Consider the following 23,900-nt stretch of genomic DNA (forward strand, 5'->3'; position numbering starts at 1 on the left):
GCCGCCGCCTCAGCCCCGCAGCGCGAGGAGCGGGACGAGGGCGGCCAGCGCCACGGGGATGGACCAGTACTCCATCGGGATCCAGAACAGCGCGTGCCGCCGGCGCAACAGAACCCGCTCCCCGGTCCGCGCGTCGATCATCTCCCGTCCCGGCTGCCGGTTGAGGCGCCGCCCCACCACCCAGTTCACCCCCGCCGCGGCGAGCAGCCCGAGGCTGGCCGCGAGAAAGGCCAGGTCGGGGCGGCCGGCCATGGTGAAGCCGGTCTGCGCCAGCGCGCCGGTGGCCACCGCGCTGACCAGCAGCATCGAGATCACCAGCAGGCCGAGGCCGGACGAAACGAAGAGCATGGGGCAGGATTCCGTGATGATGTGCCCGGCGACAACGCGGCACCCCCCTCCGGTGCTTGCGCCGGGCCCGGCGGCGCCCGATCTGCCCCCCATGCCCAGCGCCCCCCTTCCCGACCGCGGCCTCGTGGAGGTCGCCGGTCCCGACCGCGCCACCTTTCTCCAGGGCCTCGTCTCCAACGACGTCTCGGCCCTCGGCACCGGCATGCGCTGGGCCGCGCTGCTCTCGCCCCAGGGCAAGTGGATCACCGACTTCCTGCTCTTCGAGGCCGAGGCCCTGGGCCCCGACGCCATCCTGCTGGACTGCCCCCGCGCGGACGCGGCCCTGGTCGTGACCACGCTGTCCCGCTTCCGGCTGCGCTCCAAGGTGACGATCGCGGATCGCTCCGCGGAAATCGCCGTGGGCGCCGTCTGGGGCGAGGAGCCGCCGATGTCCTCCGTCGCGCGCCGCGACCCCCGCCTGCCCGCCGCGGGATGGCGCCTCTACGGCACGGCGCTGAGCGGCGACCCCGCGGAATACGACCGCCACCGCCTGGACCTCGGCCTGCCCGGGGGCGTGCTGGACCTCGACCGCGACAAGACCGTGCTGCTGGAGGCCGGCTTCGACGAGCTGGGCGGCATCGCCTGGGAGAAGGGCTGCTACATGGGCCAGGAGCTGACGGCCCGCACCCGCTACCGCGGCCTGCTCAAGCGCCGGCTGGTGCCCGTGGCGGTGGAAGGCCCCCTGCCCCCGCGCGACACGCCGGTTACGCTCGATGGCGCCACGGTGGGCGAGATGCGCTCGGGCCGCGACGGGCTCGGCCTGGCCCTGCTGCGCCTGGAGGCCGCCCGCGCCCCCTCCCTCTCCTGCGGCGGGGCGGTGCTGCGCCCGCGCCTGCCCGAATGGATGCGCCTGCCCGCCCCCGCCGCCTGAGCATCACGCCTCCCGGGCCTGACAAGCCGCCGCCGCGCGGGCAGGATCGCCCCACGAGGCCGGCGCGATCGCCCGCCGCACGCAGGAAGCGAGAAACGATGGTCCAGGACAACACGGCGGCGACGGGCGGGGTTCTGGTGGCGCGCCGCGTGCCGGAGGCGGTGGCGGAACGCGCCCGGCGCGACTTCGGCGCCATTGTCGCCGACCACGACATGGACGCCGGGGAAGCGCTGGCCATCGTCGCCGAGAAGGGGCTGGCCGCGCTGGTCTCGGGCGGCAAGGTGCGGCTGACCGCCGAACACGCCGCCCACCTGCCGCCCAGCCTGCGCATCGTCGCCAACACCAGCGTCGGCCACGACCACATGGATTCCGCCGCCGTGAAGGCCGCGGGCGTGATCGTCACCAACACGCCGGACGTGCTGACCGACTGCACGGCCGACCTCGCCTTCATGCTGCTGCTCAACGCCTGCCGGCGCGGGCACGAGTACGAGGCGACCATGCGCAAGGGCTGGCGCCAGGGCTTCGGCATGCCGGACTTCCTGGGCCTGCAGGCCAGCGGCAAGACGCTGGGCATCGTCGGCATGGGGCGGATCGGCCAGGCCATGGCCCGGCGCGCCCAGGGCTTCGGCATGAAGATCCTCTACAACAACCGCCGCCGCCTGCCGGCCGAGCAGGAGATGGGCGCCGAATACGTGCCCGATCTCGCCGCCATGCTGCCGCGCTGCGACATCCTCTCGCTGCACCTGCCGGGCGGCGAGGCCGGCACGCTGATGACGGCCGGGAACTTCGCCCTGTTGCCGCGCGGCGCCGTTTTCGTGAACACCGCCCGCGGCGCGCTGGTGGACGAGGACGCGCTGATCGACGCGCTCAAGTCCGGCCACCTCTTCGCCGCCGGGCTCGACGTGTTCCGGCGCGAGCCCGACTTCGACCTCCGCTTCGCCGAGCTGCCCAACGTCTTCCTCACCCCCCACGTCGCCAGCGCGACGGTGGAAACGCGGGACGCCATGGGCTTCAGGGCGCTGGACAACGTGGCCGCCGTGCTGGCCGGCAAGGCCCCGCTCGACCCCGTGTGAACCGGAAGCGTCCAAGGGAGAACAAGAAACCCATGAACCGTCGCCACCTGCTCGGCCTCGCGGCCGGCGGCCTCGCCGCACCGGTCCTCCTGCGCGCGCAGGAGGGCTGGCCGTCGAAGCCGGTCACCATCATCGTGCCCTTCACCCCCGGCAGCTCGTCCGACATCGTCGCCCGTGCCCTGGCGCAGCAGCTCCAGGCCGGCAGCGGCAAGGGCGTGGTTGTGGAGAACCGCCCGGGCGCCACCGGGGAGATCGGCGCGCGCGTGGTGATCCGCGGCACGCCCGACGGCACGATGCTGATGCATGCGCCCATCAGCACCTGGGCCATCAACGCGGCGCTGCGCCCCAACCTCAGCTACGATCCCGCGCGCGACTTCACGGGCCTGATGCAGACGGTGCGCACGCCCAACGTGCTGGTGGTGAACCCGCAGAAGGTCCCGGCCACCGACCTGCCGGGCTTCGTGGCCTGGGTGAAGTCGCAGAACGGGGCCGCCGCCTATTCCAGCTCCGGCGTGGGCTCATCCGACCACCTGACCGCGGAGATGTTCAAGCAGCGCACGGGCGCGGAGGCCTCCCACGTTCCCTATTCCGGCGGCGGCCCGGCCACGACCGACCTGATCGCGGGGAACGTGCAGTTCTCCTTCCAGAACCTCGGCTCCATCGCGCCGCACATCCGCGATGGCCGCGTCAGGGCGATCTTCCTCACCGGCGATGCACGAAGCCCGGTGCTGCCGGAAACGCCCACCGCGGCCGAAAGCGGCCTGTCCGACTTCGTGGTCTATTCCTGGCAGGCGCTGGGCGGCCCGGCCGGCATGCCCGCGCCGCTGGCGGAGCAGGTTCACGCCGCCTGCGCCGCGGCGCTGCGCCACCCCGAGACCTCGAAGCGACTGGTCGATCTCGGCTTCGACGTGGTGGCCAGCACACCCACCGGGTTCGCGGCCTTCCAGAAGGGCGAGATCGCCCGCTGGAAGCAGGTGGTGCAGCAGGGCCGCATCGCGCCCGAGTAAGGGGCGCGAGGGCCTCAGGCGAAGCGGCGGCGCATCATCGGACGGCGCGGCGGCGGCTTGGGGCCCATCACCTCGTCGATCTCCGCCCTGGCCTGGTTCACCAGGTCGATCAGCAGCGCGCCATCGTTCGCCGGCTCCACCTGCCGCGGCCTCCCGAGGCGCGCGGGCGGATGCACCACGACCGAGCAGGAGCCGTTGCCCCGCTCCTCGATCTCCAGGACGTGCTGCCGGTAGTCCCTGGTGGAGACAATGGTCAGGCGAGGCATGTGCGTTGCTTTCTCTTCTTCATTGAGACGCCGCGGCCATCATGCCGCGACGCGGTCCACGCGCGGCAGGCCGGCGAAGCGGGTGGCGCCACCGATGCCCGCGATCTCGCGCGCGATCTTGCGCCGCACCGCGCGCCCGAAGGACTCGAACCCTTCCGCGACAACCAGGAAGGCGCCGGGACCGCCGATCACCTCGTCCCGGTAGTAGTCCTCCAGCGCCGAGGCGCTGCCAGGCGGCGGCGCGCGGTCGAGCACCGCGAGCCCGTTCATGATGATCCCGTCCTCGATCATCCGCGCCCGCACCGGCTCCAGCCGCCGGCCCGAGTTGTTCATGCCGTCGCCGGAAATATCGAGCACCTTGCGCGTGCCCTCGAACAGGCCCTCCGCGTAAAGGCGCGTCGCGTGCTCCATGGCGCCGGAGATGGAGGTGTAGCTGCCCGTGCGGCGCGGCGCCGCATCCAGCGCCTGCGCGAACCGGTGCGCCGAGGCCTCGTCCGCGATGCGGGTCCAGGGAACCAGGCTGTCCTGCGAATCCGCGTCCGACCAGGTGAACAGCGTGCAGGCGATGGCCCCGATCCCACCCCCCGAAATGGAGCGGATCACCTCCGGGTCGCGGAAGGCGCTGGCATAGCCGCGCATCTGCGCCTCGTGCTCGTCGGCGTCGATGGAGCGGCTCACGTCCACGGCCAGGATCAACTCCACGTCCACGGCCTGCGGGCCGTCCCCGGGTGGCTGGGCCCTTGCTGGCACCGCGGCTCGGGCCCCGCGGAGGATGGCGGGGGCGGCCAGCACCCCGGCGCCGGAAAGGCGCAGAAGATAACGACGCTGCATCGGTCCCGTCCTTCTGGATGGGCCATGTCTGGCTTCCCTGCCTGGCCCCGGAAGGCTCCGGGCACCGGCTTATTGTGCAATGCAGCATAAGCCCTGGCGGTTTCGCGCGCTACTGCCTTCGTGAGGCCGATTACGCCTCCGTGACCCCAGGCCGGGCCGGCCCCCGGCCCCGCATGTCAGAGGCGCCGCTCCTCGACCGGTGGCAGGAAGCTGTCCGTGTAGATGTCGGCCACCTTCAGCTTCGGGGCCATGCCATAGGCCGTCTCCACCGCCTCGATCGCCCTCTGGAACCGCGCGCGGTCGGGGTTGGACAGGCCATGGGCCTTCACATGATCGGAGATGACCTGCTGCTCCATGCTGATCGCCTGGCGCTCCGTCTCGATCGCCACATCCGTCAGGGGCTCCGCCTTTTTGAGCATGGCGATGCTCTCGGCGCGGTTCCTGTTCGCGTGAACCAGCGACCGGAACAGGGCGCGCTGGGCGTTGCGCACCACCTCCGGGTTGCGCTCGGCGAAGGCGCGCGTGGTGACGTAGCAGGTGCCCAGCAGATCCAGCCCGTGGTCGCGGTAATACATCACGCGCTGCTGCGGGAAATCCATGCCCAGCGCCTTCAGCGACATGCCGACGCTCGTGATCGCCCCCGTCACCCCGTCCGCGCGCCGCTGCACCAGCATGGGCTCGCGCAGCTCCGGGCTCACCGTCAGCCAGTTCACCCTGGCCGCGTCCACCCCCGCCGCCTTCGCGAAGGCCGGGAACAACTGGCGGCCCGCGTCCGACTCCGGCGCGGCCAGGGTCCTGCCCTCCAGGTCCTTGGGCGCCCGCACCGGCCCCTCCGCCCGCGTCACGGCGCAAAGCAGCGAGCGGTCGCCCCAGACACCGGTGATGACGAGCCCCGCGCCCGGGTTCTCCGCCATGAACTTGATCACCGGGTTGATGTCCGCCTGGCCCATGTCATAGGCACCGGCCGCGATATCCGTGGGCACCCGGCCGGAACCGAAGCCGCGGTCCACCGTGGCGTCGATGCCGGCGTCCCGGAAGAAGCCCTTCTCGTGGCCCATGGTGACATAGGCGTTGGGCCCCTGCTTGGCCCAGTCCAGCGCGAAGCGCAGCTTCGCGCCCGCCTGCGCGCGGGCGACGTGCGGTACGGCCAGCGCCGCGCTCCCGGCCATCAGGCGGCGACGGGACAGGTGCAGGTTCATCGCGGTTCATCCCCACCGGGCGGCTCGGGCCAGCCCGCATGGCCTGGACCAAGGCAAAAAGGATGCCGCGAGTGGCCCGGCGCGGGTCAGCCCGATGCTTGCATAAGCCCCGCCGACACCCTTTCGCCCATTGCGGGAGCCCGCCCCCATCGACCCCACCACCCTCTCCGCCGAAGCCCTCGCCCAGCACTACCGCAGCGGCGCCCTCTCCCCCCTGGAGGCGGCCCGCGCGGTGCTCGGCCGCATCGCGCGGCTGAACCCGCAACTGAACGCCGTGATCGCGCTCGACGGTGAAGGCGCCCTTGCCGCCGCCGCGCGCAGCGAGGCCCGCTGGCGCGCGGACCGCCCGCTGGGCCCGCTGGACGGCGTGCCGCTGACCGTGAAGGACAACATCCCCGTCGCCGGCCTGCCCTGCCGCTGGGGCAGCCCCGCCTGGCCCGGCACCATCCCCGCGCGGGACGAGCTTCCGGTGGCCCGGCTGCGGGCGGCGGGCGCCGTGATCCTGGGCAAGACCAACGTCCCCGAATTCACGCTGGAGGGATACACGGACAACACCCTGTTCGGCCCCACCCGCAACCCCTGGAACACCCGCCTCACCCCCGGCGGCTCCAGCGGCGGAGCGGTGGCAGCGGTGGCCGCCGGCCTGGGCCCGCTGGCGGTCGGCACCGATGGGGGCGGCTCCATCCGCCGCCCCGCCTCCCACACCGGCCTCGTCGGCCTCAAGCCCACGCCAGGCCGCGCGCCGCGCGCCGACGGCCTGCCCGCCATCCTGCTGGACCTGGAGGTGATCGGCCCGATCGCCCGCACGGTGGGCGACGCCGCCCTGCTGCTGGAGGCCATGGGCGGCCCGGCGGCGCGAGGCCCCTCCTTCCCCGCACCGCGCCTTCGCATCCGCTACGTCCCGCGCTTCGGCGCCTCTCCGGTCGATCCCGGCATCGCCGCCGCCGTGGCCGCCGCGGCCGGGCGCCTGGCCGCCCTGGGCCACCGGGTGGAGGAAGGCCCGCCGCCCTTCGACCCCGAGGCCATCCTCCCCCTCTTCCCCGCCATCGCCTCGGCGGGGCTGGCCTGGTTGCTGGGCAGCCTGCCCGGGAATCCGTCACCCGCCTCCCCCGCCCTCCGCGCCATGGCCGGGGCCGGGCGGTCCATGCCGGCGGCGGCCCTCTTCGCCGCGCTGGACGGCATGGCCGCCTTCCGCCTGTCCATGGCGCGCTTCCTGTCGACGGACTGCGACGCCATCCTCACCCCTTCCGCCGCCGCGCTACCCTGGCCCGCCACCGAATCCCACCCTCCGGAGATCGGCGGCCAGCCCGCCGGACCCCGCGGCCACGCGGTGTTCACCAACTTCGCCAATCTCGGCGCGCTGCCCGGCATCGCCCTGCCCTGCGACCCCGTGGCGGGGATGCCCGCCGGTTTCCAGCTCGTCGGCGCCCCCGGCGCGGAGGGCACCCTCCTCGCGGTCGCCCGGGAATACGAGGCGGCACATCCATGGGCCCAGCGCTGGCCGGAGCTCCCATGAGCCTGGCCCGCTCCTTGCGCCTGCCTTTGCCGTTGTCCTCGCCCGCCCGTCCCGCAGGAGCCACGCGTCCTTGCCGCGCCTGACCATCCACCGCCTTCCCATGGCCCATCCCGGCGACGTCTCGGCACTGGCCGGACTGCTGGAATCCGGCGCTCTCGCCCCCGGCTCCGTCAGGGCCGTGATCGGCAAGACCGAGGGCAATGGCGGGCTGAACGACTTCACCCGCGGCTTCTTCACGCAATCCCTCCTGCACCTCCTCTCCGCCGCCACCGGGGAAGCGCCGGGCACCCTGGCCGCCCGCATCCCCTGCGTGCTCTCGGGCGGAACGGAGGGCGTTCTGTCCCCCCACTACATGATCTTCGCGGCCGAGCCGGGCGATGGCGCCGAAGGGCTGGCGATCGGCACCGCCTTCGCCCCGCCCGCGGCGCCCGGCGACGTCGGCAACGACGCCCAGATCGCCCGCGTCGCCGCCGCCACCCGCGCCGCCATGGCCGATGCCGGCATCGAAAACCCGGCCCGTGTGGCGCTGGCGCAGGTGAAATCCCCCGCAGGCGGCCCTGGCCTGCTGCTCCGCTCTGTCGCGGCGGGCGCCATGGGCGCGGCGCTCGCGCTCGGCGACGTTTCCGCCGCCTCCGCGCGCGGCGACGCCCTTCTCGAAGACCTCGACCTCTTCTCGTCCCGCGTGAGCGCCTCCGCGGGGGTGGAGGTGCTGCGGGACGAAGTGGTGGTGCTCGGCCACGCCCCCGGCTGGGCGCCCGGCCTCTCCATCGCCGTGCGCCCCATGGCGGACGCGCTCGACCTCGCGGCCGTCCAGTCGGCCTTCCGCGCCGCCGGGCTGGAGGCCGACCCCGACGTGCCGCCCGGCCAGCGCCCGCGCATCCGCGCCGTCCTGGCCAAGGGCGAGCCCGACCGCACGCGGCTCGTTCGCGGCCAGCGCCACACCATGATCGGCGACACCGACCTCGACGCCCAGCGCCACCTGCGCGCGGCGCTGGGGGCGGTGGTCGCGGCGGTGGCGGGCGACGGCCGCGTCTTCGTTTCGGGCGGCGCCGCCCACCAGGGGCCACCCGGCGGCGGGATCGTCGCCGTGATCGCGGCCAGTTCCGGGGAGGACGCGTGATGCGCATCGGTATCATCGGCAGCGGCGTCGCCGGCTCCCTGCTCGCCGAAGGGCTGCTCGGCGCCTCCGGCCAGGAGGTCACCGTCTTCGAGCGCGCCGCGGCGGGCGACCACGCGGAGGCCGGCACGGGCCTGAACCTCGGCCCCAACGCGCTGAAGGCGCTCCGCCTGCACGCCCCCGCCCGCCACGGCGCCGTGCGGGCGGTCTCCCTGCCCTGGCACCGCTGGCGGGCAGACCTGACGGACGGCACCCCGCTGCTGGACCTGGACCTCATGGAGGTGGCGGAGGAACCGGGCCTTCGCATCCGCTGGTCGGAACTCTACCGGGCCCTCCGCGCGCCCGTGTCCCACCTCACCCGCCAGGGCCACGCGATGGAGGCGCTGGAGGAGGATGCCGCCGGCCGCCTCGTGCCCGTCTTCCGCACCCCGGACGGCACACTGCTCCGCCACGGCGGCTTCGACCTGCTGGTGGGCGCGGATGGCCGCTACAGCCGCCTCCGCGCGCTCACGGACGGCGAGCCCGTGCCGGAGCATCTCGGCCTCTGCATCTGGCGCCTGCTGGTGAGCGAGGCGACGAACTGCCCCTTCGACGACTACGGCCAGTGGTTCCAGGGCAGCAACCGCCTGCTGGCCTTCCGCGTGCCGGGAAACGCCGTCTACATCGCCGGCACCTTTCAGCTGGGCGGGGAGGTTCCGATCCCCCCCGAGGCCCGCACCGCCGCCTTCCAGCGCGCCCTCTTCACGCCCCGGGGCGCGCCCCCCTGCCCCGCCGTCGCCTGGATGCTGGACCGGATCGCGGCGGACATCCCGGGCATCCACTGGGCCCGCACGCAGGAGGCCCCGATGCTGCGCCACGCCGCGGGCGGCCGCGCCCTGTTCCTGGGCGACGCCGCCCAGGCCATGGTTCCCACCCTCGGCCAGGGCGCGACCCAGGCGATCGAGGACGGCACGATCGCGGCCTCCCTCCTGCGCACCGGCGAAGACGCCGCCGCCGTGGCCGCGACGGTTGCCTCCTGGCGCGACCCGCGCGTGGACTTCGCCCGCCGCATCTCCCGCGCGGCGAGCGACACCATCCTCGGCGCCGATCCCGTGGAGGGCACCCGCAGGAAGGGCCGCGAGCCCTTCCTCGGGGAACTCCGCCGCCTCTACACGGAGGTGCCCGGCCCGGAGGAGCTGGGCCTGCCCGCCCGCACCGAGGCCGCCTGACCCGGCGCTTGCCGGGCCGCGGAACGGGGCAATGTTTCGCCCATGACCAAGCCCCGCCCCGCCTCGCCCGGCCGCCCTTCCCCGCGGGCACCGCGCCTTTGACCGCCGCCGTCATCGGCGCCACGGGCGGCATCGGCCGCGCCCTGGCCGATGCCCTGGAAGCTGGCGGCACCCCCGTGATGCGCTTCGGCCGCGGCACCTCGCCCGGGATCGACCTGCTGGACGAGAACAGCATCGCCGCCTGCGCCGCCGCCGCCGGCCCCGGGCTCCGCCTGGTGATCGACGCCACCGGCTTCCTGCACGACGGCCGCTTCCAACCCGAGAAGAGCCTCCGCCAGCTCGACCCCGCGCACATGGCCCACAGCTTCGCCGTCAACGCCGCCGGCCCGGCGCTGCTGATGAAGCACTTCCTGCCCCTGCTGGCGCGGGACGGACGGGCGGTCTTCGCCACGCTGTCCGCCCGCGTCGGCAGCATCGCGGACAACCACCTGGGCGGCTGGTACAGCTACCGCGCGGCCAAGGCGGCGCTGAACCAGATGGTGCGCACCGCCGCCATCGAGCTGGCCCGCACGCGCCGGGAGGCCATCTGCGTGGCCCTGCACCCGGGCACGGTCCACACCGGCCTGTCCGGTCCCTTCGCCAAGGCGGGGCTGGAGGTGCAGTCGCCCGAGCAGGCCGCCGGGCGGCTGCTGGCCGTGATCGATGCGCTGACCCCCGCCCAGACCGGCCTGCTTTTCGACCACAGGGGCGAGCGGATCCCCTTCTGACGCCCGCCCGCCCTCCGGGCACGCCATCGCCGGTGGCCGGCGCGCGGCGCCGCGAACGGAACGCCCGCGCACCGGCCAACCACGCCGGCGGCCCGGCCCTTCCCATGACGGGCCGGAGCGGCTTGGAATGGCACGCGGCCGGGACGGGGGCGCGGGCCGGGTTGGCGTCCGACGCCCCAAGGCCCATCTCGGCAACCCACCAGGAGGCGGCGACCGGCCGATCGACACAAGGACGATGCGAATTTCAGAACCCGCCCCGCTCTGGCTGAACCGTCCCGCCGCCATCCCCCGCGCCCTGGCCCGCCTCCGCCGCAGCCTCGGGGGCCCCGTCCACGACCACGGCCCGATCCCCGCCTCGGCGCTGCGGGTCGCCTCCTACAACGTCCACAAGTGCGTCGGCACCGACAAGCGCTTCGACCCCGCCCGCGTGGCCGAGGTGATCGCCGAGCTGGACGCCGACATCCTCGCCCTGCAGGAGGTGGACCGCCGCTTCGGCCGCCGCACCGGCCTGCTGGACATGGAGGCGGTGGAGCGCCGCACCGGTTTGCGCCTGGTGCCGATCTCCACCACGCCGGACGGCCAGGGCTGGCACGGCAACGCGCTGCTGCTGCGCGTGGGCAGGGTCACCGGCCTGCGGCGCCTCGCCCTTCCGGGCGGCGAGCCGCGCGGGGCCATCGTGGTCGACCTCCACCTTCCCGCCGGCCCGCTCCGCGTGGTGGCCGCGCATTTCGGCCTGCTGCGCCGGCACCGCTCCCAGCAGGTGGCGGCGATCCTCGCCCTGCTGGCGGAGACCGAGGGCCTGCCGACGGTGATGCTGGGCGACCTGAACGAGTGGCGCCCGGGGCGGCGCTCCTCGCTCAAGGCGCTGGAGCCCAGCTTCGGCGCGGCGCATGCGGGCACGGCCACCTTTCCCAGCCGCATGCCCCTGCTGCCGCTGGACCGCATCTTCGGGCGCCCCTTCGGCCTGATCCGCGGGGCCGGCGCGCACGAGACGCCGCTCGCCCGCCTCGCCTCGGACCACCTGCCCCTGAAGGCCCGGCTCGACCTTTCGGTGATGCACGCGCCCGCGGTTCATGGAACGATGCCGCACGGGCACCGCCCCGCGGCCGATCCCTCGGCCGAGGCGGCCTGAGGGAGCGCGGACGGCCATGCTCACGGAGGCCCCACAGGAACGGACGGACCTGCGGAGCGGCGTCTCGGTCATCCGCAGCGGCCTCGTGGCCTTCGCCGCGCGCGCCCAGGCCGCGCGCGACGCCGTCCGGAGCCTCGACCTGCAATACTATGCCTGGCGCAACGACCTGACCGGCAAGGTGCTGGCGCGGGAGGTGCTGCGCGCGGCCGACCGCGGCGTGCGCGTGCGCCTGCTGCTGGACGACATGTACGCGATCGGCGGCGAGCGCATGCTGGCCGCGCTGGACGCCCATCCGGCCATCGAGGTGCGGCTGTTCAACCCGACGCACTGGCGCCGCTTCGGCCGGCTCGGCCTGGTGCTGGAGCTGCTGTTCGGCGGCCGCCACCTGAACCGGCGCATGCACAACAAGGCCTGGTTGGCGGACGGCAACCTCGCCATCTGCGGCGGCCGCAACATCGGCGACGAGTACTTCGACGCCTCCGACGCCTTCAACTTCCGCGACATGGACCTCGCCGTCGCCGGCCCCGCCGCGCGGCAGGCCCAGGCCGTGTTCGACCGCTACTGGCACCACCGCCTGGCCCAGCCCGTCTCGGCCGTGGTGCCTTCCGCCCACCGCCGGCGCGGCGGCCTGCGCGCCCTCGCCCGCCGCTTCGACGCGGCCTGCGCGGCGCCGGAGGCCGCGCCCTTCTTCGCGGGGCTGAGCGACGATCCCGGCGTGGCGCGGGTGCGCGCGCAGGATCCCTCCGGCGTCACGCCCGTGGCGCCCACGGCGCTGCGCATCCAGGCCGATCCGCCGGACAAGGCGAGCGGCGATGCCCTTCCCTCCGAAGGCCTGGCCGAGGCCATCCTGGGCGCCCTCCGCGGTGCCGAGCGCGAAGCGCTGCTGATCTCTCCCTATTTCGTGCCGGGCGAGACCGCCACGGCGCTGCTGGAGGCCATGGCCCGCCGCGGCCTGCGCGTCTCGGTGGTGACGAACTCGCTGGCCGCGACCGACGTGGTGGCCGTGCATGGCGGCTACGCCCGCTACCGGGAGCGGCTGCTGGAAGCGGGCGTCGGGCTGCACGAGCTGAAGCCCTCGGGCGACGAGGGCGCCACCGTCTTCGGCTCCCGCGGGGCCAGCCTGCACACCAAGGCCATGGTGATCGACCGTGCCCGGAGCTTTGTCGGCTCCTTCAATCTCGATCCCCGCTCGGCCATGCTGAACACCGAGATGGGTGTCTTCGTGGATGACGTGGCCGTCGCGCGCCAACTGGTCGAGGAGCACGCCCGGCTGGTGGATCCCGCGCGAAGCTGGCGCGTGCGGCGGGCGGCACCGGGGCACCTGGCCTGGACCGCCGAGGTCGGCGGGGAGCTGGTGGAACGCCGCGGCGAGCCCGACGCCTCGCTCGGCCGGAGGGTGCTGGCCTGGGTGACGCGGCGCCTGCCCATCGAGTCGCAGCTCTAGTTGTCGCCCAGGGAGGCGCCGGTGAACGAGACAACCCAGATCGTCTGCCCGCACTGCGACGGCATCAACCGCGTGCCCTCGGCGCGCCTGGGCGACAAGCCCCGCTGCGGCGCCTGCAAGCAGCCCTTGTTCGAGGCGAAGCCGCTGGCGCTCTCCGAGGCGCGCTTCCGCCACCACGCCGCGAACAGCGGCATCCCGCTCCTGGTGGACTTCTGGGCCTCATGGTGCGGGCCCTGCCGCGCCATGGCCCCGGCCTTCGAGGCGGCGGCCGCCACGCTGGAGCCGGCCATGCGGCTGGTGAAGGTGTCCACCGAGGAAGCGCCCGCGCTCGCGCAGGAACTGCGCATCGCCAGCATCCCCACCCTGGCCCTGTTCAGCGGCGGCCGGGAGCGCAGCCGCCAGAGCGGCGCCATGCCGGCGCAGCACATCGTCGCCTGGGCGCGTCAGGTGGCCTGAGCGGATCGCGGCGCGGCCTTGATCGGGATCAAGGCCCCGACCTTTTCCCGCAGAATAACCTCTTGCCGCAGGCCAGCCCGGCCGAGGAGGAGGACATCATGCCATCGACCAATGTCGGCAACATCGACCGGACCCTGCGCGTGGTGGCCGGGATCGTGCTGCTCTCCCTGGGTGCCGCGGGCGTGCTGGGATGGTGGGGCCTGCTCGGGCTCGTGCCGCTGGCCACGGGGATTGTGGGAAACTGCCCGGCCTATTCGCTGCTCGGCGTGAACACCTGCCCCCGCCGGGCCTGACGCGATAAGCCCGCCGCGCCCCTCCCGGGCGGCGCGGTGACCTGCGGGCGGCGCCGCGCCATACTCCGCGCGCCGCCCAGCAGGAGTGTCCATGTCCCCCTTTGTCCAAGGCCCGGCCCTGCGCATCGAGGGGCGCGCGGGCGGCCCGCTCGACGGCCTCACCTTCGCCGCCAAGGACCTGTTCGACGTCGCCGGCCACCCGACCGGCGGCGGCAACCCCGACTGGGCCCGCCAGAACCCGCTGCCCGCCCGCAACGCCTGGGCCGTGCAGGCGCTGCTGGACGCCGGCGCCGCGCTGGTCGGCAAGACCGTCACCGACGAGGTGTCGCTCGGCATCCTCGGCGAGAACGCCTTCGACGGCACGCCGCCCAACCCCGCGGCGCCCGGCCACGTGCCCGGCGGCTCCTCCTCGGGCTCGGCCAGCGCCGTGGCGCAGGGGCTCTGCGACACCGCGCTGGGCACCGACACCGGCGGCTCCGTCCGGGTACCCGCCAGCTTCTGCGGCCTCTACGGCATCCGCCCCACCCATGGCCGGCTGCGGCTGGACGGCATGATGCCGCAGGCGCCCAGCTCGGACACCACCGGCTGGTTCGCCCGGGACGCCCGCACCTTCGCCCGCGTATCCGCCGTGCTGCTGGAGGAGGAGATCCCCGACACCCTCCCCACCGGCCTGGTGATCGCCACCGATGCCTTCGGCTTCGCCGGGCCCGAGACGGCCGCGGCCCTGGCGCCCCTGCTGAACCGGCTGCGCCACCTGGTGCCGGGAACGCGGGAGGACATCCTCGCGCCGCCGGGCCTCGCCGCCTGGGGCCGCGCCCAGCGAACGCTCCAGCCCGTGGAGGCCTGGGACACCTTCCGGACCTGGGTGGAGCGCGACAATCCCCGCTTCGCCTTCTCCGTCGCCCGCGCCCTGGTGATGGGCGCGGCGACGCCCGAGGCCGAGCGCGGCTGGGCCGCCCTGGTGCGGCAGGAGGCGCGCGGACGGCTGCGCCACCTGCTGCCGCCCGGCACGGTGCTGGCCCTGCCCACCACCCCGTTTCCCGCCCCGGCCACAGGCCTGCCGCTGCCCGCGCTGAACCCGCTCCGCGACCAGATCCTGTGCCTCTGCGCCCTGGGCGGCCTGGCAGGCCACCCCCAGCTCAGCATCCCCGGCGCCCTGGTGGACGGTCGCCCGGTCGGGCTTTCCCTTGTCGCGGCCCGAGGCGCGGATGCGCTGCTGGTCCGCACGGCACTCGCGTTGGAGCAGGCATGATGGACGTGAACATTCCCGAGGTGGTCGAGGAGGTGCGCGCCCTGTTCGAGCGCTACGAGCGCGCGCTGGTGGAGAAGGACGTGGCCGTGCTGGACGCCACCTTCTGGAACACGCCGCACACCATCCGCTACGCCATCCACGAGAACGGCTACGGCTTTGACGAGATCCACGCCCACCGCGTGCGCCGCCCGCCCGGCCCCGGCATCAAGACCGCCCGGCGCCGCCTGGTGATCACCACCATCGGGCGCGACCTGGCCACGGTGAACCTGGAGTTCGACATGCGCGGCCGGGACATGCCGGGGCGGCAGAGCCAGACCTGGGTCCGCTTCCCGGAACTGGGCTGGAAGGTGGTGTCCGCCCATGTGTCGGTTACGGAGGCCGAGGCCGCCTATTGAGGGCGTGGGGACAGCAGGAGATAAATTTCTTCCGTCAAGTAACATTATTGTGGTGACTGTTCCGTCTCCGCTCCGCATGCTGGACACACCAACCCCTGCGCGGATCCCGGCATGCGCCTGTTCCTCGGCTTTTTCCTGCTCCTTCTCGCAGTCGCCGCCCCGCCGCAGGCCGCGGGTGGCGAGCCACTGACCCCCGCGCAGCGAAGCGCGGTGGACGCGGCCCTGCGCGGGCTGACCGCCCCGGCCCAGGCATCGGCGCTGGCCCAGGCCGCGGTTCCGGCGGCCACCTCCGCATCCGGCCCCGCCGAAACGAGGGTCCGCCGTCACCCCTGGCCCGGCTTCTTCGGCCGCTGGAGCGCGCGGGCGGTGACCCAGGGGGAGGCGGAGCGGATGCTGGCCGATGGCCGTGCCGAATCCGCCTATCGCGACACCTGGGACGGCAACCGCATCTACCTGACGGCAGCCGCCGGCGGCGGGGCCAGCTTCTTCCTGCCCGCCACCACCGAGGACACCCAGGCCTTCTCCCGCCGCGCGCGTGAGCTCGGGATCGACTTCCTCGTGGAGGACGGCACCTGGGCCGATGCCGCCTGGATGGTGGGCAAATTCACCCTGCTGCTGGCGGCCGTGATCGGCGTGATCACCCTGCTTTACTGGCTCGAGCGCCGCCGCACCCGTGGGCGGGCGCAGCGCCCCGTGCTGTTCCGCAAGGGCTCGCGGCGCGAAACCGGCACCGATGGCTCCCAGTCCGTCACCTTCGCCGACGTCGCCGGGCAGGAGGCCGCCAAGGACTCCCTGCTGGAAGTGGTCGAGTTCCTGCGCGACCCCGCACGCTTCGCCACCCTCGGCGCCCGCGTGCCCAAGGGCGTGCTGCTGGAGGGCGATCCCGGCAACGGCAAGACCCTGCTGGCCCGCGCGGTGGCAGGCGAGGCCGGCGTGCCCTTCTTCAGCGCCTCCGGCTCCGAATTCGTGGAAATGTATGTCGGCATCGGCGCCCGCCGCGTGCGCGACCTTTTCGCCCGCGCCCGCAAGCACCCCGTCTCCATCGTCTTCATCGACGAGATCGACGTGGTCGGCCGCGCCCGCTCGGGCACCGCGCGCGACGGCGGCTCGCAGGAGCACGACCAGACCATCAACCAGCTTCTGACGGAGCTGGACGGCTTCGACCGCTCCTCCACCATCGTGCTGATCGCGGCCACCAACCGCGCGGACGTGCTCGACGCCGCCCTCACCCGCCCCGGGCGGATCGACCGCCGCATCTTCGTCCCCGGCCCGGACGTGAAGGGGCGCGAGGCGATCCTCGGGGTCCATGCGCGCCGCGTGCGCCTGGCCGGCGACGTCAGCCTGCCCGAGGTCGCCAGCATGACCCCGGGCTTCTCGGGCGCGGACCTCGCGAACCTTTTGAACGAGGCCGCCATCTCCGCCTCCCGCGCCAGCAAGGGCGCGGTGGAGATGGAGGACCTGCGCGCCTCCATGGACCGCATCCTCCTGGGCGAGAAGCGCCCGGCCGGCGCCATGTCCGGGTTCGAGCGCCGCGTGGTCGCCTATCACGAGGCCGGCCACGCCATCGTCGCCATGCGCACCCCCGGCGCCGACCCCGTGCGCCGCGTCACCGTGGTGCCCCGCGGCCGCTCGCTCGGCGCCGTCGTGCAGACCCCCGACCGCGACCGCCACCTCTGGAGCCGTGGCCTGCTGCAAGGGCGCCTCGCCGTCACCATGGGCGGCCGCGCGGCGGAGGAGATCATCCTCGACCACGACGAGGTCACCGGCGGTGCATCCGGCGACATCGCCCACGCGACGCGCATCGCCCGCGAGATGCTGGGCCGCTACGGCATGAACGCCGAGCTCGGCTGCGTGGACATGCTGGGCGACGGCCGCGGCGCCCCCGCCGCCCCCGCCACGCTGGAGCGCCTCGACCGCCTGGTGCAGGCGGAGATCGCCCAGGCGCTGCAAGCCGCGCGCTGCGTCCTGGAGGCGGAGATCGACGCCCTGCACGCCCTCGCCGCCCGCCTGCTGGAGGAGGAGACGCTGACCGGCGAGGAAGCGCGGCGCACGGTGGACGCCGCGGCCCCGGGGGCGCTGGCGGCGGTGGCCTAGAGCGCCCGCGCGGGCGGCCGCAGGAACTCCTCCATGGCCTGAAAGAAGATCGCCCGGTTCTTCGACAGGTAGGAGACATGCGCCATGCCCGGGATCACCACGAAGCGCCGGTCGTTGGTGCCGAGCTTCGCGAAGTAGTCCAGCAGGTCCTGCTCGGTGGCGATGCCGTCATGCTCGCCGCGCACGATCATCACGGGGCAGGTGAGCTTCTCCGGCGTGACCACGGGCAGGTTGGCGCACATGTCGAGATAGGTGCCGGTGGGCATGGTGTCGCCCAGCGCCAGCTCGTAGTCGGCCAGGGCGTCGGCGATTCCTTCCTCGGAGGTGCCGGGAAGGTCGCGGTTGAAGATGGAGTGGAAGAAGGCCCGGTCCACCCTGCGGATATGCGAGGACCGCCATTCCTCCAGCCGCTCCCGCCGCTTGATCAGCGTCGGCGCGCCTTCCCCGGTATAGACGAAGGCATCCAGGATCACGCGCTCCACCCGATCCGGATGCGCCTCTCCGAACAGCGCCGCCCGCAGCGCCCCGGAGGACGAGCCGTAGAACATGGCGGAGCGCTTGCCCGTGCGCTCGAACACCACGTCCGACGCGGCGCGCAGGTCCTCCGCCGCCATGGAAAGGTTGGAGTTGGACTGCGTACGCGAGGACCGCCCGTAGCCCTCGAAATCCATGCTCCACACATCGAAGCCGCGGCGCGCGAACTCCTCCATGAAGGAATAGCCGGGCTTGCCCGGCACATCGAGGTCGAAGCCCCCCTGCCCGCCGAAGGAAGAGCCGTGCACCAGGAACAGGATCGGCTGCTCCCCCGCCCCCGCCAGCCGCTTGCGGTACACCGCCAGCCGCACCTCGCCCTTCATCGCCCAGTGCTGCTCGGCCTCAATTCGCTGCTCGGCCTCGATCGCGCCGCCCATGTTCGTGTCCAAGCCCGTTCTCCCTTTATTGCTCACTCGGCGCGGAGGCCGGCGTCGCGGATCAGGTTGCGCCAGCGCGGTACGCTGTCGCGCACCAGCGTGCCCAGCCGCTCCGGCGGGCCGCCGACGATCTCGAAGCCGTTTTCCAGCAGCGTCTGCCGCACATGCGGCTCGGCGAGTGCGGCATTGGCCCATTCGTTCAGCTTCGCCACCACCGGCGCGGGCGTGCCCGCGGGCGCCAGCAGCCCGTACCAGTTCGGCACGTCGTAGCCGGGGATCGACACCTCGGCGACCGTGGGCACCTCGGGCAGCAGCGGGAAGCGCGCGGGCGTGGTGATGGCCAGCGGCACCACCTGCCCGCCGCGGATCAGCCCGATCACCGCGCCCAGCGTGACGAAGGCCGCGTCCACGTTGCCCGCCATCAGGTCGTTCATCGGCGTCGACCCGCCGCGATACGGGATCACGGACCAGCGCGCCCCCGTCTCGTGCTGGATCACCGCGCCCGAGAGATGCCCGCCGCTGCCGAAGCCCGAGATCGCCACCTGAAGCCGGTTGGGCTCGCGCTTCGCGATCTCCATAAACGCCGCGAATGTCCTGGCCGGCCCGTTGCGGTGGGTCACCAGCACGTGCGGAATGCGCGCCATCAGGGCCACCGGCGCGAAGGCGCTCACCGGATCATAGCCGGCGTCGCGGAACAGGCTGGGGTTCACCGTCAGGGAATCCACGGCCACCAGAAGCGTCTGCCCGTCGGCAGGCGCCTGCGCCACGAGTTGGTAGGCCAGGTTGCCGCCCGCGCCCGGCCGGTTCTCCACGAAAAAGCTGCCGCGGTTCTTCTTCACCATCTCGTCGGCCAGCACGCGCCCGATCGTGTCGGTCGAGCCGCCGGGCGCCACCGGCAGCACGATGCGCACGGGTCGTGTCGGGTACTCCGCCGATTGCGCGCCCGCCGCGCGCGGCGCGATCAGTCCGGCCGCGGCCAGCGCGGCGATGCCGCGGCGCCCCATTCCTTCACGCATCCTCGCTCACTCCCACCCATCCCGTCTGTCGCGGGTTCATTGGCCGCGCATGTCACGGCACGGCATCCAGCACGCTGGCATGGAACAGGTCCTCCGGCGCGATCTCGCGCGCGGCGAGGCCGTCCGCGACCGCGAAGCGGATCATCGCCGCCACCTCGTCCCGGTTGCGCCGGAAGCCGTAGGGCCAGGGATCGCCGCCCATGATCCGCGTCTGCGCCTCCGCCTCCGCCGCGATCCAGGGCAGCGACGCCCGCAGCACGTTCACGAGCGACAGATCCGCCACCGCCATGGCGCGCGCCCGCGCGAAGGCGCGGAACAGCTCCAGCGGCAGCCAGGGATGGGCTGCGGCAAGCTCCTTCCTCAGCGCCACGCAATGCATGATCGGGAAGAAGCCCGTCGCCCGGAAATAGGCCTCCTCCTCCGTGCGGTAATCCGGGTAAAGCCGGTCCACCGGCGCCGAGCGCTGAACGAAGCAGGAAGGCGGGCGCGGCCCGACGATCGCGTCGATCTCTCCCGAAGCCAGCAGCCCGTTGAGCGTTTCGTCCGCGCCGATGGGCCGCACGTCCAACTCCGGCGGCAGCTTCAGCGCCACGCGCTCGCTGCCCCCCTTCTCCTCCAGCCCGCCGGTGCGCCAGGCGATGCCGCGCGTGTCCACGCCGTAGTACTCGCGCAACGTCCCGCGCACCCAGAGCGCCGCCGTCTGCTGGTATTCCGGCAGCCCGATCCGCTTGCCCGCAAGGTCCGCCGCCGTGCGGATGCCCCGATCCGTCCGCACGTAAATGGCCGCGTGCCGGAAGGAGCGCGACGGAAACACGGGAATGCCGATATAGGGCGCATCCCCCCGCGCCGTGGTGACGATGTGGCTTCCCATGGAAAGTTCCGTCACGTCGAAGGCGCGGTCGCGCAGCGCGCGGCGGAAGATGTCCTCGGGCTCCCCTGGCAGCACCGTCAGCGTGACGCCCGGCACCTCCACCCGCCCGTCGATGATGGGGCGCGTGCGGTCGGAGCTGTGGCAGGCGAGGGAAAGGCGGAGCGTCTCGGGCAAGTCGGTCATTCCATGGCGGCGGCGAGGTTGTCGGGCGTGAAGGGCATGGCGCGCGGGCGGATGCCGAGCGCGGCGTGGATCGCACCCGCGATGGCCGCCACCGTCGGCCCCAGCGAGGGCTCCCCCGCGCCCAGCGGCGGCGCATCCGGCGGGCCGATGAAGCGCAGTTCCACCGCCGGCACCTCCGAGAAGCGCAGCACGGGATAGGCGTCCCAGGAATCCGTGGTGACGTTCAGCCGGTCGAACCGCACCGCTTCCTTCAGCGCGATGGAAACGGCCTGCAGCGCGCCGCCCTCGATCTGGTTGGCCGCGCCATCGGGGTTGATGAGTTCACCCAGGTCCGCCGCGATCCAGAGGCGCCGGCAGCGCACCACCTCCGCCGCCTCCACCTCGGCCGCAACCGCGCACCAGCCGCCCGTGCCCTTGTAGCGCGCCACCGCGATGCCGGTGCCAACCCCTTCCCCGCCCGCCGCGCGCGGCCAGCCGCACATCGCGGCGACCTCCCGCAGAACGGCGGCGCCACGGGGATCCTCCTTCAGGTGGCGCAGGCGAAAGGCGACTGCATCCTGTCCGCTCCGCTCCGCCAGCTCGTCCATCACCGCTTCCGTGGCCCAGACATTCAGCAGCGCGCCAAGCCCGCGCAGCGCGGAGGACCGGATCGGCATCTCCAGCAGCCGGTGCATGGAAACATCCAGCGACGGCACGCTGTATCCCGGCACCGCGTTGCGCTGCCCGCCGCCCCCGCCCGCCATCGGCGCGTCGATCGCCACCGGCAGCGGAAAGGGCGGATCGAGGTAGCCCGCCGAAAGCAGCGTCGGGTCCTTCGCCCGCCCGGGGCGCGACGAATGCCCGTTGCCGCGCAGCACCGTCCGCCAGCGGCAGAGCATTCCTTCCGCATCCACCGCCGCCTCGACATCGGCGATGCCCGCGGGCGAGTGCGGCGACCACGCCAGTTCCTCCGCCCGGCTCCAGAGCACGCGCACGGCACGGCCGGGATGCGCGCGCGCCACCAGCGCAGCGTCCAGCGCCACGTCGTCGGCGCCGTTGTGCCCGTAGCATCCCGCGCCCTCCACGTGGCGCACCGTGATCCGCGACGCCTCCAGCCCGAGCGCCGTCACGAGATCGGCCCGCAGGTTGTAGATACCCTGGCTGTGCGTCCAGACCTCCACCGCATCGCCCTCCCACCGCGCCACCGCGCAGGAGGGGCCGATGGAGCCGTGGGCGAGGAAGGACCGCGCGAAGCGCCGCGTGAGCGCATGCGCGGCCTCGGGGGCGGGACCGTCGCGCCGGGCGACCTCGGTGCGCTGGGCCGGCGCGGCCTCGATCCAGGCCGCGAGGTCGTTCTCGTCCGGCAGGGATTCGCGAACCTCCCAGCGCGCCCGTGCGGCGACCCGCGCCGCGCCCAGCTCCGCCGCCCATTCCTCCGGGGCGACCACGGCCAGCACGCTTCCCTCCCGCAGCACGGCGGCATCGCCGGGCAAGCGGCCGTCGCGCAGTTCCAGCAGCCTCGCGGCGCGCGCGGGCGGGCGCACCATGCGGGCGTGCAGCATGCCCGGCAGGCGCAGGTCATGGATGAAGCGCGGCGCGCCGAACAGCTTGTCCGGCAGGTCCAGCCGGCGCACCGGGCGCCCGGCGACGCGCCGCTCCCCAGCAGGCCTCGGCGAAACGTCGCCGCGCGCCTCCACCTCCAGCAGCACCGCCTCGGCCTGGCTCCAATAGGCGCCCAGCGCCCCCCCGTCCGGGCCGATGAAGGCGCCGTCCTCCACGCGGATCGTCTCCGCGAGGATGCCCGCGCGCTGCGCCGCGATGCCAAGATGAAGCGCCCGCGCCTCGGCGCAGGCATGGCGGATCGCCAGGCCGCTTTCCTGGATGGACAGGCTGCCGGACGTCACGCCCTCGTTGGGGCTTCCGGGCGTGGAAGCGGCGGCCACGCGCACCCGCTCCGGCGCCACCCCAAGCTCGTCCGCCGCGATCTGCGCCAGCGCCGTCAGGATCCCCTGGCCGATCTCCACCTTGCCCGGCGTGATCGTGACGAACCCATCCGCCGAGAAGCGCAACCAGCGCGAAAGCCGTGGCTCCGCGCGCAGGCTACCCGGCAGCGCCGGTGCGTTGCCGCCCTCATTGCCCCCCTGGCCCATCGGGAAGCCGAAAGCGAGGTTCACGCCGCTCCCGCCCCGCGCATCCCGCGCGCCGCGCGCAGCACAGCGCGGATCATGCGGTTATGCGCCCCGCAGCGGCACAGATGCGGCTCCAGCGCCGCGCGCACCACCGTCTCGTCCGGGTCCGGGTCGCGCGCCAGCAGCGCCGCCGCGCTCACGAGGATGCCCGAGAGGCAGTAGCCGCACTGCCCCGCCTGTTCCTCCAGGAAGGCCACCTGCAACGGATGCGGCGCCTCCGGCGTGCCCAGCCCCTCCACGGTGCCCACCCTGCGCCCGGCCACCGCCTCGGCGGGCAGCGCGCAGGAAGGCCGCGGCTCGCCGTCGATGGTGACGTAGCAGCAGCCGCATGCCTCCGCCCCGCAGCCGAAGCGCGGCCCGCTCAGGCCCAGCGGCCCGCGCAGCGCGTGCAGCAGCATCATCCCATCCGGCGCCTCCACCAGCACGGGCGCCCCGTTCAGGGTGAAGGCGAGCGGCACCTAGTTCACCTCGATCTTCGCCATGGTGACGTACTGGCGCTGCGTCTCGACATCCTTGCGCAGGAAGGCATCGAATTCCGCGACCGACATGGGCATGGGCTGCGCGCCCTGCTTGGCCATGGCGTCCCGCGTCTGCGGCCGCGCGAGCCAGGCATTCACCGCGCCGTTCAGCTTCTCCACGATCGGCTTCGGCATCGCCACCGGCGCCATCAGCCCCAGCCAGATCGAGGCCTCGTAGCCCGGCACGGCCTCGGCCACCGTCGGCATGGCCGGCAGCAGCGGATCGCGCTGCGGCCCCGTGGTCGCCAGCCCCTTGGCCCGCCCGCCCTGGAGATGCGGCTCCATCGTCGGAATGGCGTCGAACATCATCGGCACCGTCCCGGAGATCACCGCCGTCCGCGCCTCGCCCGAGGAGCGGAAGGGAATGTGCTGAATCTCGATCCCCGTCATCGCCCGGAACACCTCCCCCGCGATGTGATAGGGCGTGCCCGGGCCGGAGGAGGCATAGTCGATCGTCCCCGGCGCCGCCTTCGCCTTGGCCACCAGCTCCGCCACGCTGCTCACGCCCAGCGAGGGATGCACCGCCAGCACGTGGTGCGCCACGTTCACCGCCGCCACCGCGGCAAGGTCGCGCATCAGCACATAGGGCCGGTTGCGGATCAGCGTCTCGTTGGCGGTGTGCGTGTTGGACATCATCAGGATCGTGTAGCCATCGGGCGCCGCCTTCGCGACGACATCCGTCCCGATCACGGCTCCCGCCCCTGGCCGGTTCTCCACCACGAAGGGCTGGCCGAGCGACTGCGACAGCGCCTCCGCCACGTTGCGCGCGGCGATATCGGCCGAGCCCCCGGCGCCGAAGGGCACGATGATCCGCACCGCCCGGCTCGGCCAGGACGCCTCCTGGGCAAGGGCCGGCGCCGCCAGCCCTCCCGCCGCCAGCATCCCCAGCCCGCGCCGCGTCACGCCCGTCTTCATGGTCCGCTTC

24 protein-coding genes are annotated in these 23,900 nt (G+C 73.6%); 14 read left to right on the top strand and 10 right to left on the bottom strand.

The genetic code is table 11. The features are described 5' to 3' along the window. Positions 1 to 9: 9 nt before the first annotated feature. On the bottom strand, positions 10 to 348 hold the full coding sequence (locus tag ACFFIC_RS07050) for a hypothetical protein (RefSeq protein ID WP_377049459.1): 339 nt from the start codon (positions 346 to 348) through the stop codon (positions 10 to 12). 91 nt (positions 349 to 439) lie between these two features. On the opposite strand from ACFFIC_RS07050, the gene ygfZ reads away from it, so the two are divergent. The 3 genes from ygfZ (at position 440) to ACFFIC_RS07065 (ending at position 3,338) form a co-directional block, all read left to right on the top strand. Then, positions 440 to 1,258: a CAF17-like 4Fe-4S cluster assembly/insertion protein YgfZ gene (gene ygfZ, locus ACFFIC_RS07055; RefSeq protein ID WP_377049460.1), complete on the top strand. Its 819-nt coding sequence runs from the start codon at positions 440 to 442 to the stop codon at positions 1,256 to 1,258. A 98-nt stretch (positions 1,259 to 1,356) separates the two neighbouring features. Continuing rightward, positions 1,357 to 2,331, top strand: a complete 975-nt coding sequence (locus tag ACFFIC_RS07060) for a 2-hydroxyacid dehydrogenase (protein WP_377049461.1) — start codon at positions 1,357 to 1,359, stop codon at positions 2,329 to 2,331. A gap of 32 nt (positions 2,332 to 2,363) precedes the next feature. Beyond that, positions 2,364 to 3,338, top strand: coding sequence for a Bug family tripartite tricarboxylate transporter substrate binding protein (locus tag ACFFIC_RS07065; protein WP_377049462.1), 975 nt, complete (start codon positions 2,364 to 2,366; stop codon positions 3,336 to 3,338). Between the two features lie 14 nt (positions 3,339 to 3,352). Here ACFFIC_RS07065 and ACFFIC_RS07070 read toward each other — a convergent pair whose 3' ends face one another. From ACFFIC_RS07070 to ACFFIC_RS07080, 3 genes are all read right to left on the bottom strand, one after another. Next, entirely contained in the window at positions 3,353 to 3,604 is a 252-nt protein-coding gene (locus ACFFIC_RS07070; protein WP_377049463.1) for a hypothetical protein, read from the bottom strand. Between the two features lie 39 nt (positions 3,605 to 3,643). Next, entirely contained in the window at positions 3,644 to 4,435 is a 792-nt protein-coding gene (locus ACFFIC_RS07075) for a DUF1194 domain-containing protein (RefSeq protein ID WP_377049464.1), read from the bottom strand. A 176-nt stretch (positions 4,436 to 4,611) separates the two neighbouring features. Continuing rightward, positions 4,612 to 5,634: an ABC transporter substrate-binding protein gene (locus ACFFIC_RS07080; protein WP_377049465.1), complete on the bottom strand. Its 1,023-nt coding sequence runs from the start codon at positions 5,632 to 5,634 to the stop codon at positions 4,612 to 4,614. A 130-nt stretch (positions 5,635 to 5,764) separates the two neighbouring features. Between ACFFIC_RS07080 and ACFFIC_RS07085 the strand changes: the two genes are divergently transcribed. The 11 genes from ACFFIC_RS07085 to ftsH all read left to right on the top strand — a co-directional run bounded on the left by ACFFIC_RS07085 (position 5,765) and on the right by ftsH (position 17,308). Beyond that, positions 5,765 to 7,150 carry an amidase gene (locus tag ACFFIC_RS07085; RefSeq protein ID WP_377049466.1) on the top strand — a complete coding sequence of 462 codons (1,386 nt, stop codon included), beginning with the start codon at positions 5,765 to 5,767 and terminating at the stop codon, positions 7,148 to 7,150. A 70-nt stretch (positions 7,151 to 7,220) separates the two neighbouring features. After that, on the top strand, positions 7,221 to 8,270 hold the full coding sequence (locus ACFFIC_RS07090; protein WP_377049467.1) for a ring-opening amidohydrolase: 1,050 nt from the start codon (positions 7,221 to 7,223) through the stop codon (positions 8,268 to 8,270). After that, on the top strand, positions 8,270 to 9,475 hold the full coding sequence (locus tag ACFFIC_RS07095; RefSeq protein ID WP_377049468.1) for an FAD-dependent oxidoreductase: 1,206 nt from the start codon (positions 8,270 to 8,272) through the stop codon (positions 9,473 to 9,475). Before ACFFIC_RS07090 ends, ACFFIC_RS07095 begins: the two co-directional genes overlap by 1 nt. 98 nt (positions 9,476 to 9,573) lie before the next feature. Beyond that, complete coding sequence (locus ACFFIC_RS07100; protein WP_377049469.1) at positions 9,574 to 10,242, top strand: SDR family NAD(P)-dependent oxidoreductase; 669 nt, start codon at positions 9,574 to 9,576, stop codon at positions 10,240 to 10,242. 235 nt (positions 10,243 to 10,477) lie between these two features. After that, the gene (locus ACFFIC_RS07105; protein WP_377049470.1) at positions 10,478 to 11,374 is read left to right on the top strand and encodes an endonuclease/exonuclease/phosphatase family protein; all 897 of its coding nucleotides are present in this window, start codon (positions 10,478 to 10,480) and stop codon (positions 11,372 to 11,374) included. Positions 11,375 to 11,390: 16 nt separating this feature from the next. Continuing rightward, a complete protein-coding gene (locus tag ACFFIC_RS07110; RefSeq protein ID WP_377049471.1) occupies positions 11,391 to 12,818 on the top strand; it encodes a phospholipase D family protein in 1,428 nt (475 codons plus the stop codon). 21 nt (positions 12,819 to 12,839) lie between these two features. After that, positions 12,840 to 13,274 (top strand): thioredoxin domain-containing protein, encoded by a 435-nt coding sequence (locus ACFFIC_RS07115; RefSeq protein WP_377049472.1) that lies wholly within the window; start codon positions 12,840 to 12,842, stop codon positions 13,272 to 13,274. 62 nt (positions 13,275 to 13,336) lie between these two features. Further along, a complete protein-coding gene (locus tag ACFFIC_RS07120; RefSeq protein ID WP_377049473.1) occupies positions 13,337 to 13,567 on the top strand; it encodes a YgaP family membrane protein in 231 nt (76 codons plus the stop codon). A 91-nt stretch (positions 13,568 to 13,658) separates the two neighbouring features. Then, positions 13,659 to 14,819 carry an amidase gene (locus tag ACFFIC_RS07125; RefSeq protein ID WP_377049474.1) on the top strand — a complete coding sequence of 387 codons (1,161 nt, stop codon included), beginning with the start codon at positions 13,659 to 13,661 and terminating at the stop codon, positions 14,817 to 14,819. Continuing rightward, positions 14,816 to 15,214 carry an oxalurate catabolism protein HpxZ gene (gene hpxZ / locus ACFFIC_RS07130; RefSeq protein ID WP_377049475.1) on the top strand — a complete coding sequence of 133 codons (399 nt, stop codon included), beginning with the start codon at positions 14,816 to 14,818 and terminating at the stop codon, positions 15,212 to 15,214. Before ACFFIC_RS07125 ends, hpxZ begins: the two co-directional genes overlap by 4 nt. 111 nt (positions 15,215 to 15,325) lie before the next feature. Continuing rightward, positions 15,326 to 17,308: an ATP-dependent zinc metalloprotease FtsH gene (ftsH, locus tag ACFFIC_RS07135; RefSeq protein ID WP_377049476.1), complete on the top strand. Its 1,983-nt coding sequence runs from the start codon at positions 15,326 to 15,328 to the stop codon at positions 17,306 to 17,308. On the opposite strand, the gene ACFFIC_RS07140 is transcribed toward ftsH, so the two are convergent. The 6 genes from ACFFIC_RS07140 to ACFFIC_RS07165 all read right to left on the bottom strand — a co-directional run bounded on the left by ACFFIC_RS07140 (position 17,305) and on the right by ACFFIC_RS07165 (position 23,890). Continuing rightward, the gene (locus ACFFIC_RS07140) at positions 17,305 to 18,231 is read right to left on the bottom strand and encodes an alpha/beta hydrolase (protein WP_377049477.1); all 927 of its coding nucleotides are present in this window, start codon (positions 18,229 to 18,231) and stop codon (positions 17,305 to 17,307) included. The two genes, ftsH and ACFFIC_RS07140, sit on opposite strands and share 4 nt — an antisense overlap. Before the next feature lie 20 nt (positions 18,232 to 18,251). Beyond that, positions 18,252 to 19,223, bottom strand: coding sequence for a Bug family tripartite tricarboxylate transporter substrate binding protein (locus ACFFIC_RS07145; protein WP_377049478.1), 972 nt, complete (start codon positions 19,221 to 19,223; stop codon positions 18,252 to 18,254). 64 nt (positions 19,224 to 19,287) lie between these two features. After that, positions 19,288 to 20,280: a substrate-binding domain-containing protein gene (locus ACFFIC_RS07150; protein ID WP_377049479.1), complete on the bottom strand. Its 993-nt coding sequence runs from the start codon at positions 20,278 to 20,280 to the stop codon at positions 19,288 to 19,290. 5 nt (positions 20,281 to 20,285) lie between these two features. Next, positions 20,286 to 22,442, bottom strand: a complete 2,157-nt coding sequence (locus tag ACFFIC_RS07155) for a molybdopterin cofactor-binding domain-containing protein (protein ID WP_377049480.1) — start codon at positions 22,440 to 22,442, stop codon at positions 20,286 to 20,288. Beyond that, positions 22,439 to 22,915 carry a (2Fe-2S)-binding protein gene (locus ACFFIC_RS07160; RefSeq protein ID WP_377049481.1) on the bottom strand — a complete coding sequence of 159 codons (477 nt, stop codon included), beginning with the start codon at positions 22,913 to 22,915 and terminating at the stop codon, positions 22,439 to 22,441. The genes ACFFIC_RS07155 and ACFFIC_RS07160 overlap by 4 nt, the downstream gene beginning before the upstream one ends. Next, positions 22,916 to 23,890: a tripartite tricarboxylate transporter substrate binding protein gene (locus tag ACFFIC_RS07165; RefSeq protein WP_377049482.1), complete on the bottom strand. Its 975-nt coding sequence runs from the start codon at positions 23,888 to 23,890 to the stop codon at positions 22,916 to 22,918. It abuts the gene before it with no gap. Positions 23,891 to 23,900: the final 10 nt, after the last annotated feature.

The sequence above is a fragment of the Muricoccus vinaceus genome (assembly GCF_042433125.1).
GTDB classification, from domain to species: Bacteria; Pseudomonadota; Alphaproteobacteria; order Acetobacterales; family Acetobacteraceae; genus Roseomonas; species Roseomonas vinacea.

Bases quoted from the DNA above. Each gene is read 5' to 3' on its own strand.
- ACFFIC_RS07105 (WP_377049470.1), top strand. From the start codon at position 10,478: ATGCGAATTTCAGAACCCGCCCCGCTCTGGCTGAACCGTCCCGCCGCC.
- ygfZ (WP_377049460.1), top strand. From the start codon at position 440: ATGCCCAGCGCCCCCCTTCCCGACCGCGGCCTCGTGGAGGTCGCCGGT.
- ftsH (WP_377049476.1), top strand. From the start codon at position 15,326: ATGCGCCTGTTCCTCGGCTTTTTCCTGCTCCTTCTCGCAGTCGCCGCC.
- ACFFIC_RS07125 (WP_377049474.1), top strand. From the start codon at position 13,659: ATGTCCCCCTTTGTCCAAGGCCCGGCCCTGCGCATCGAGGGGCGCGCG.
- ACFFIC_RS07060 (WP_377049461.1), top strand. From the start codon at position 1,357: ATGGTCCAGGACAACACGGCGGCGACGGGCGGGGTTCTGGTGGCGCGC.
- ACFFIC_RS07165 (WP_377049482.1), bottom strand. From the start codon at position 23,890: ATGAAGACGGGCGTGACGCGGCGCGGGCTGGGGATGCTGGCGGCGGGA.
- ACFFIC_RS07065 (WP_377049462.1), top strand. From the start codon at position 2,364: ATGAACCGTCGCCACCTGCTCGGCCTCGCGGCCGGCGGCCTCGCCGCA.
- ACFFIC_RS07080 (WP_377049465.1), bottom strand. From the start codon at position 5,634: ATGAACCTGCACCTGTCCCGTCGCCGCCTGATGGCCGGGAGCGCGGCG.
- ACFFIC_RS07145 (WP_377049478.1), bottom strand. From the start codon at position 19,223: ATGGGGCGCCGCGGCATCGCCGCGCTGGCCGCGGCCGGACTGATCGCG.
- ACFFIC_RS07095 (WP_377049468.1), top strand. From the start codon at position 8,270: ATGCGCATCGGTATCATCGGCAGCGGCGTCGCCGGCTCCCTGCTCGCC.
- ACFFIC_RS07070 (WP_377049463.1), bottom strand. From the start codon at position 3,604: ATGCCTCGCCTGACCATTGTCTCCACCAGGGACTACCGGCAGCACGTC.
- hpxZ (WP_377049475.1), top strand. From the start codon at position 14,816: ATGATGGACGTGAACATTCCCGAGGTGGTCGAGGAGGTGCGCGCCCTG.
- ACFFIC_RS07075 (WP_377049464.1), bottom strand. From the start codon at position 4,435: ATGCAGCGTCGTTATCTTCTGCGCCTTTCCGGCGCCGGGGTGCTGGCC.
- ACFFIC_RS07110 (WP_377049471.1), top strand. From the start codon at position 11,391: ATGCTCACGGAGGCCCCACAGGAACGGACGGACCTGCGGAGCGGCGTC.
- ACFFIC_RS07050 (WP_377049459.1), bottom strand. From the start codon at position 348: ATGCTCTTCGTTTCGTCCGGCCTCGGCCTGCTGGTGATCTCGATGCTG.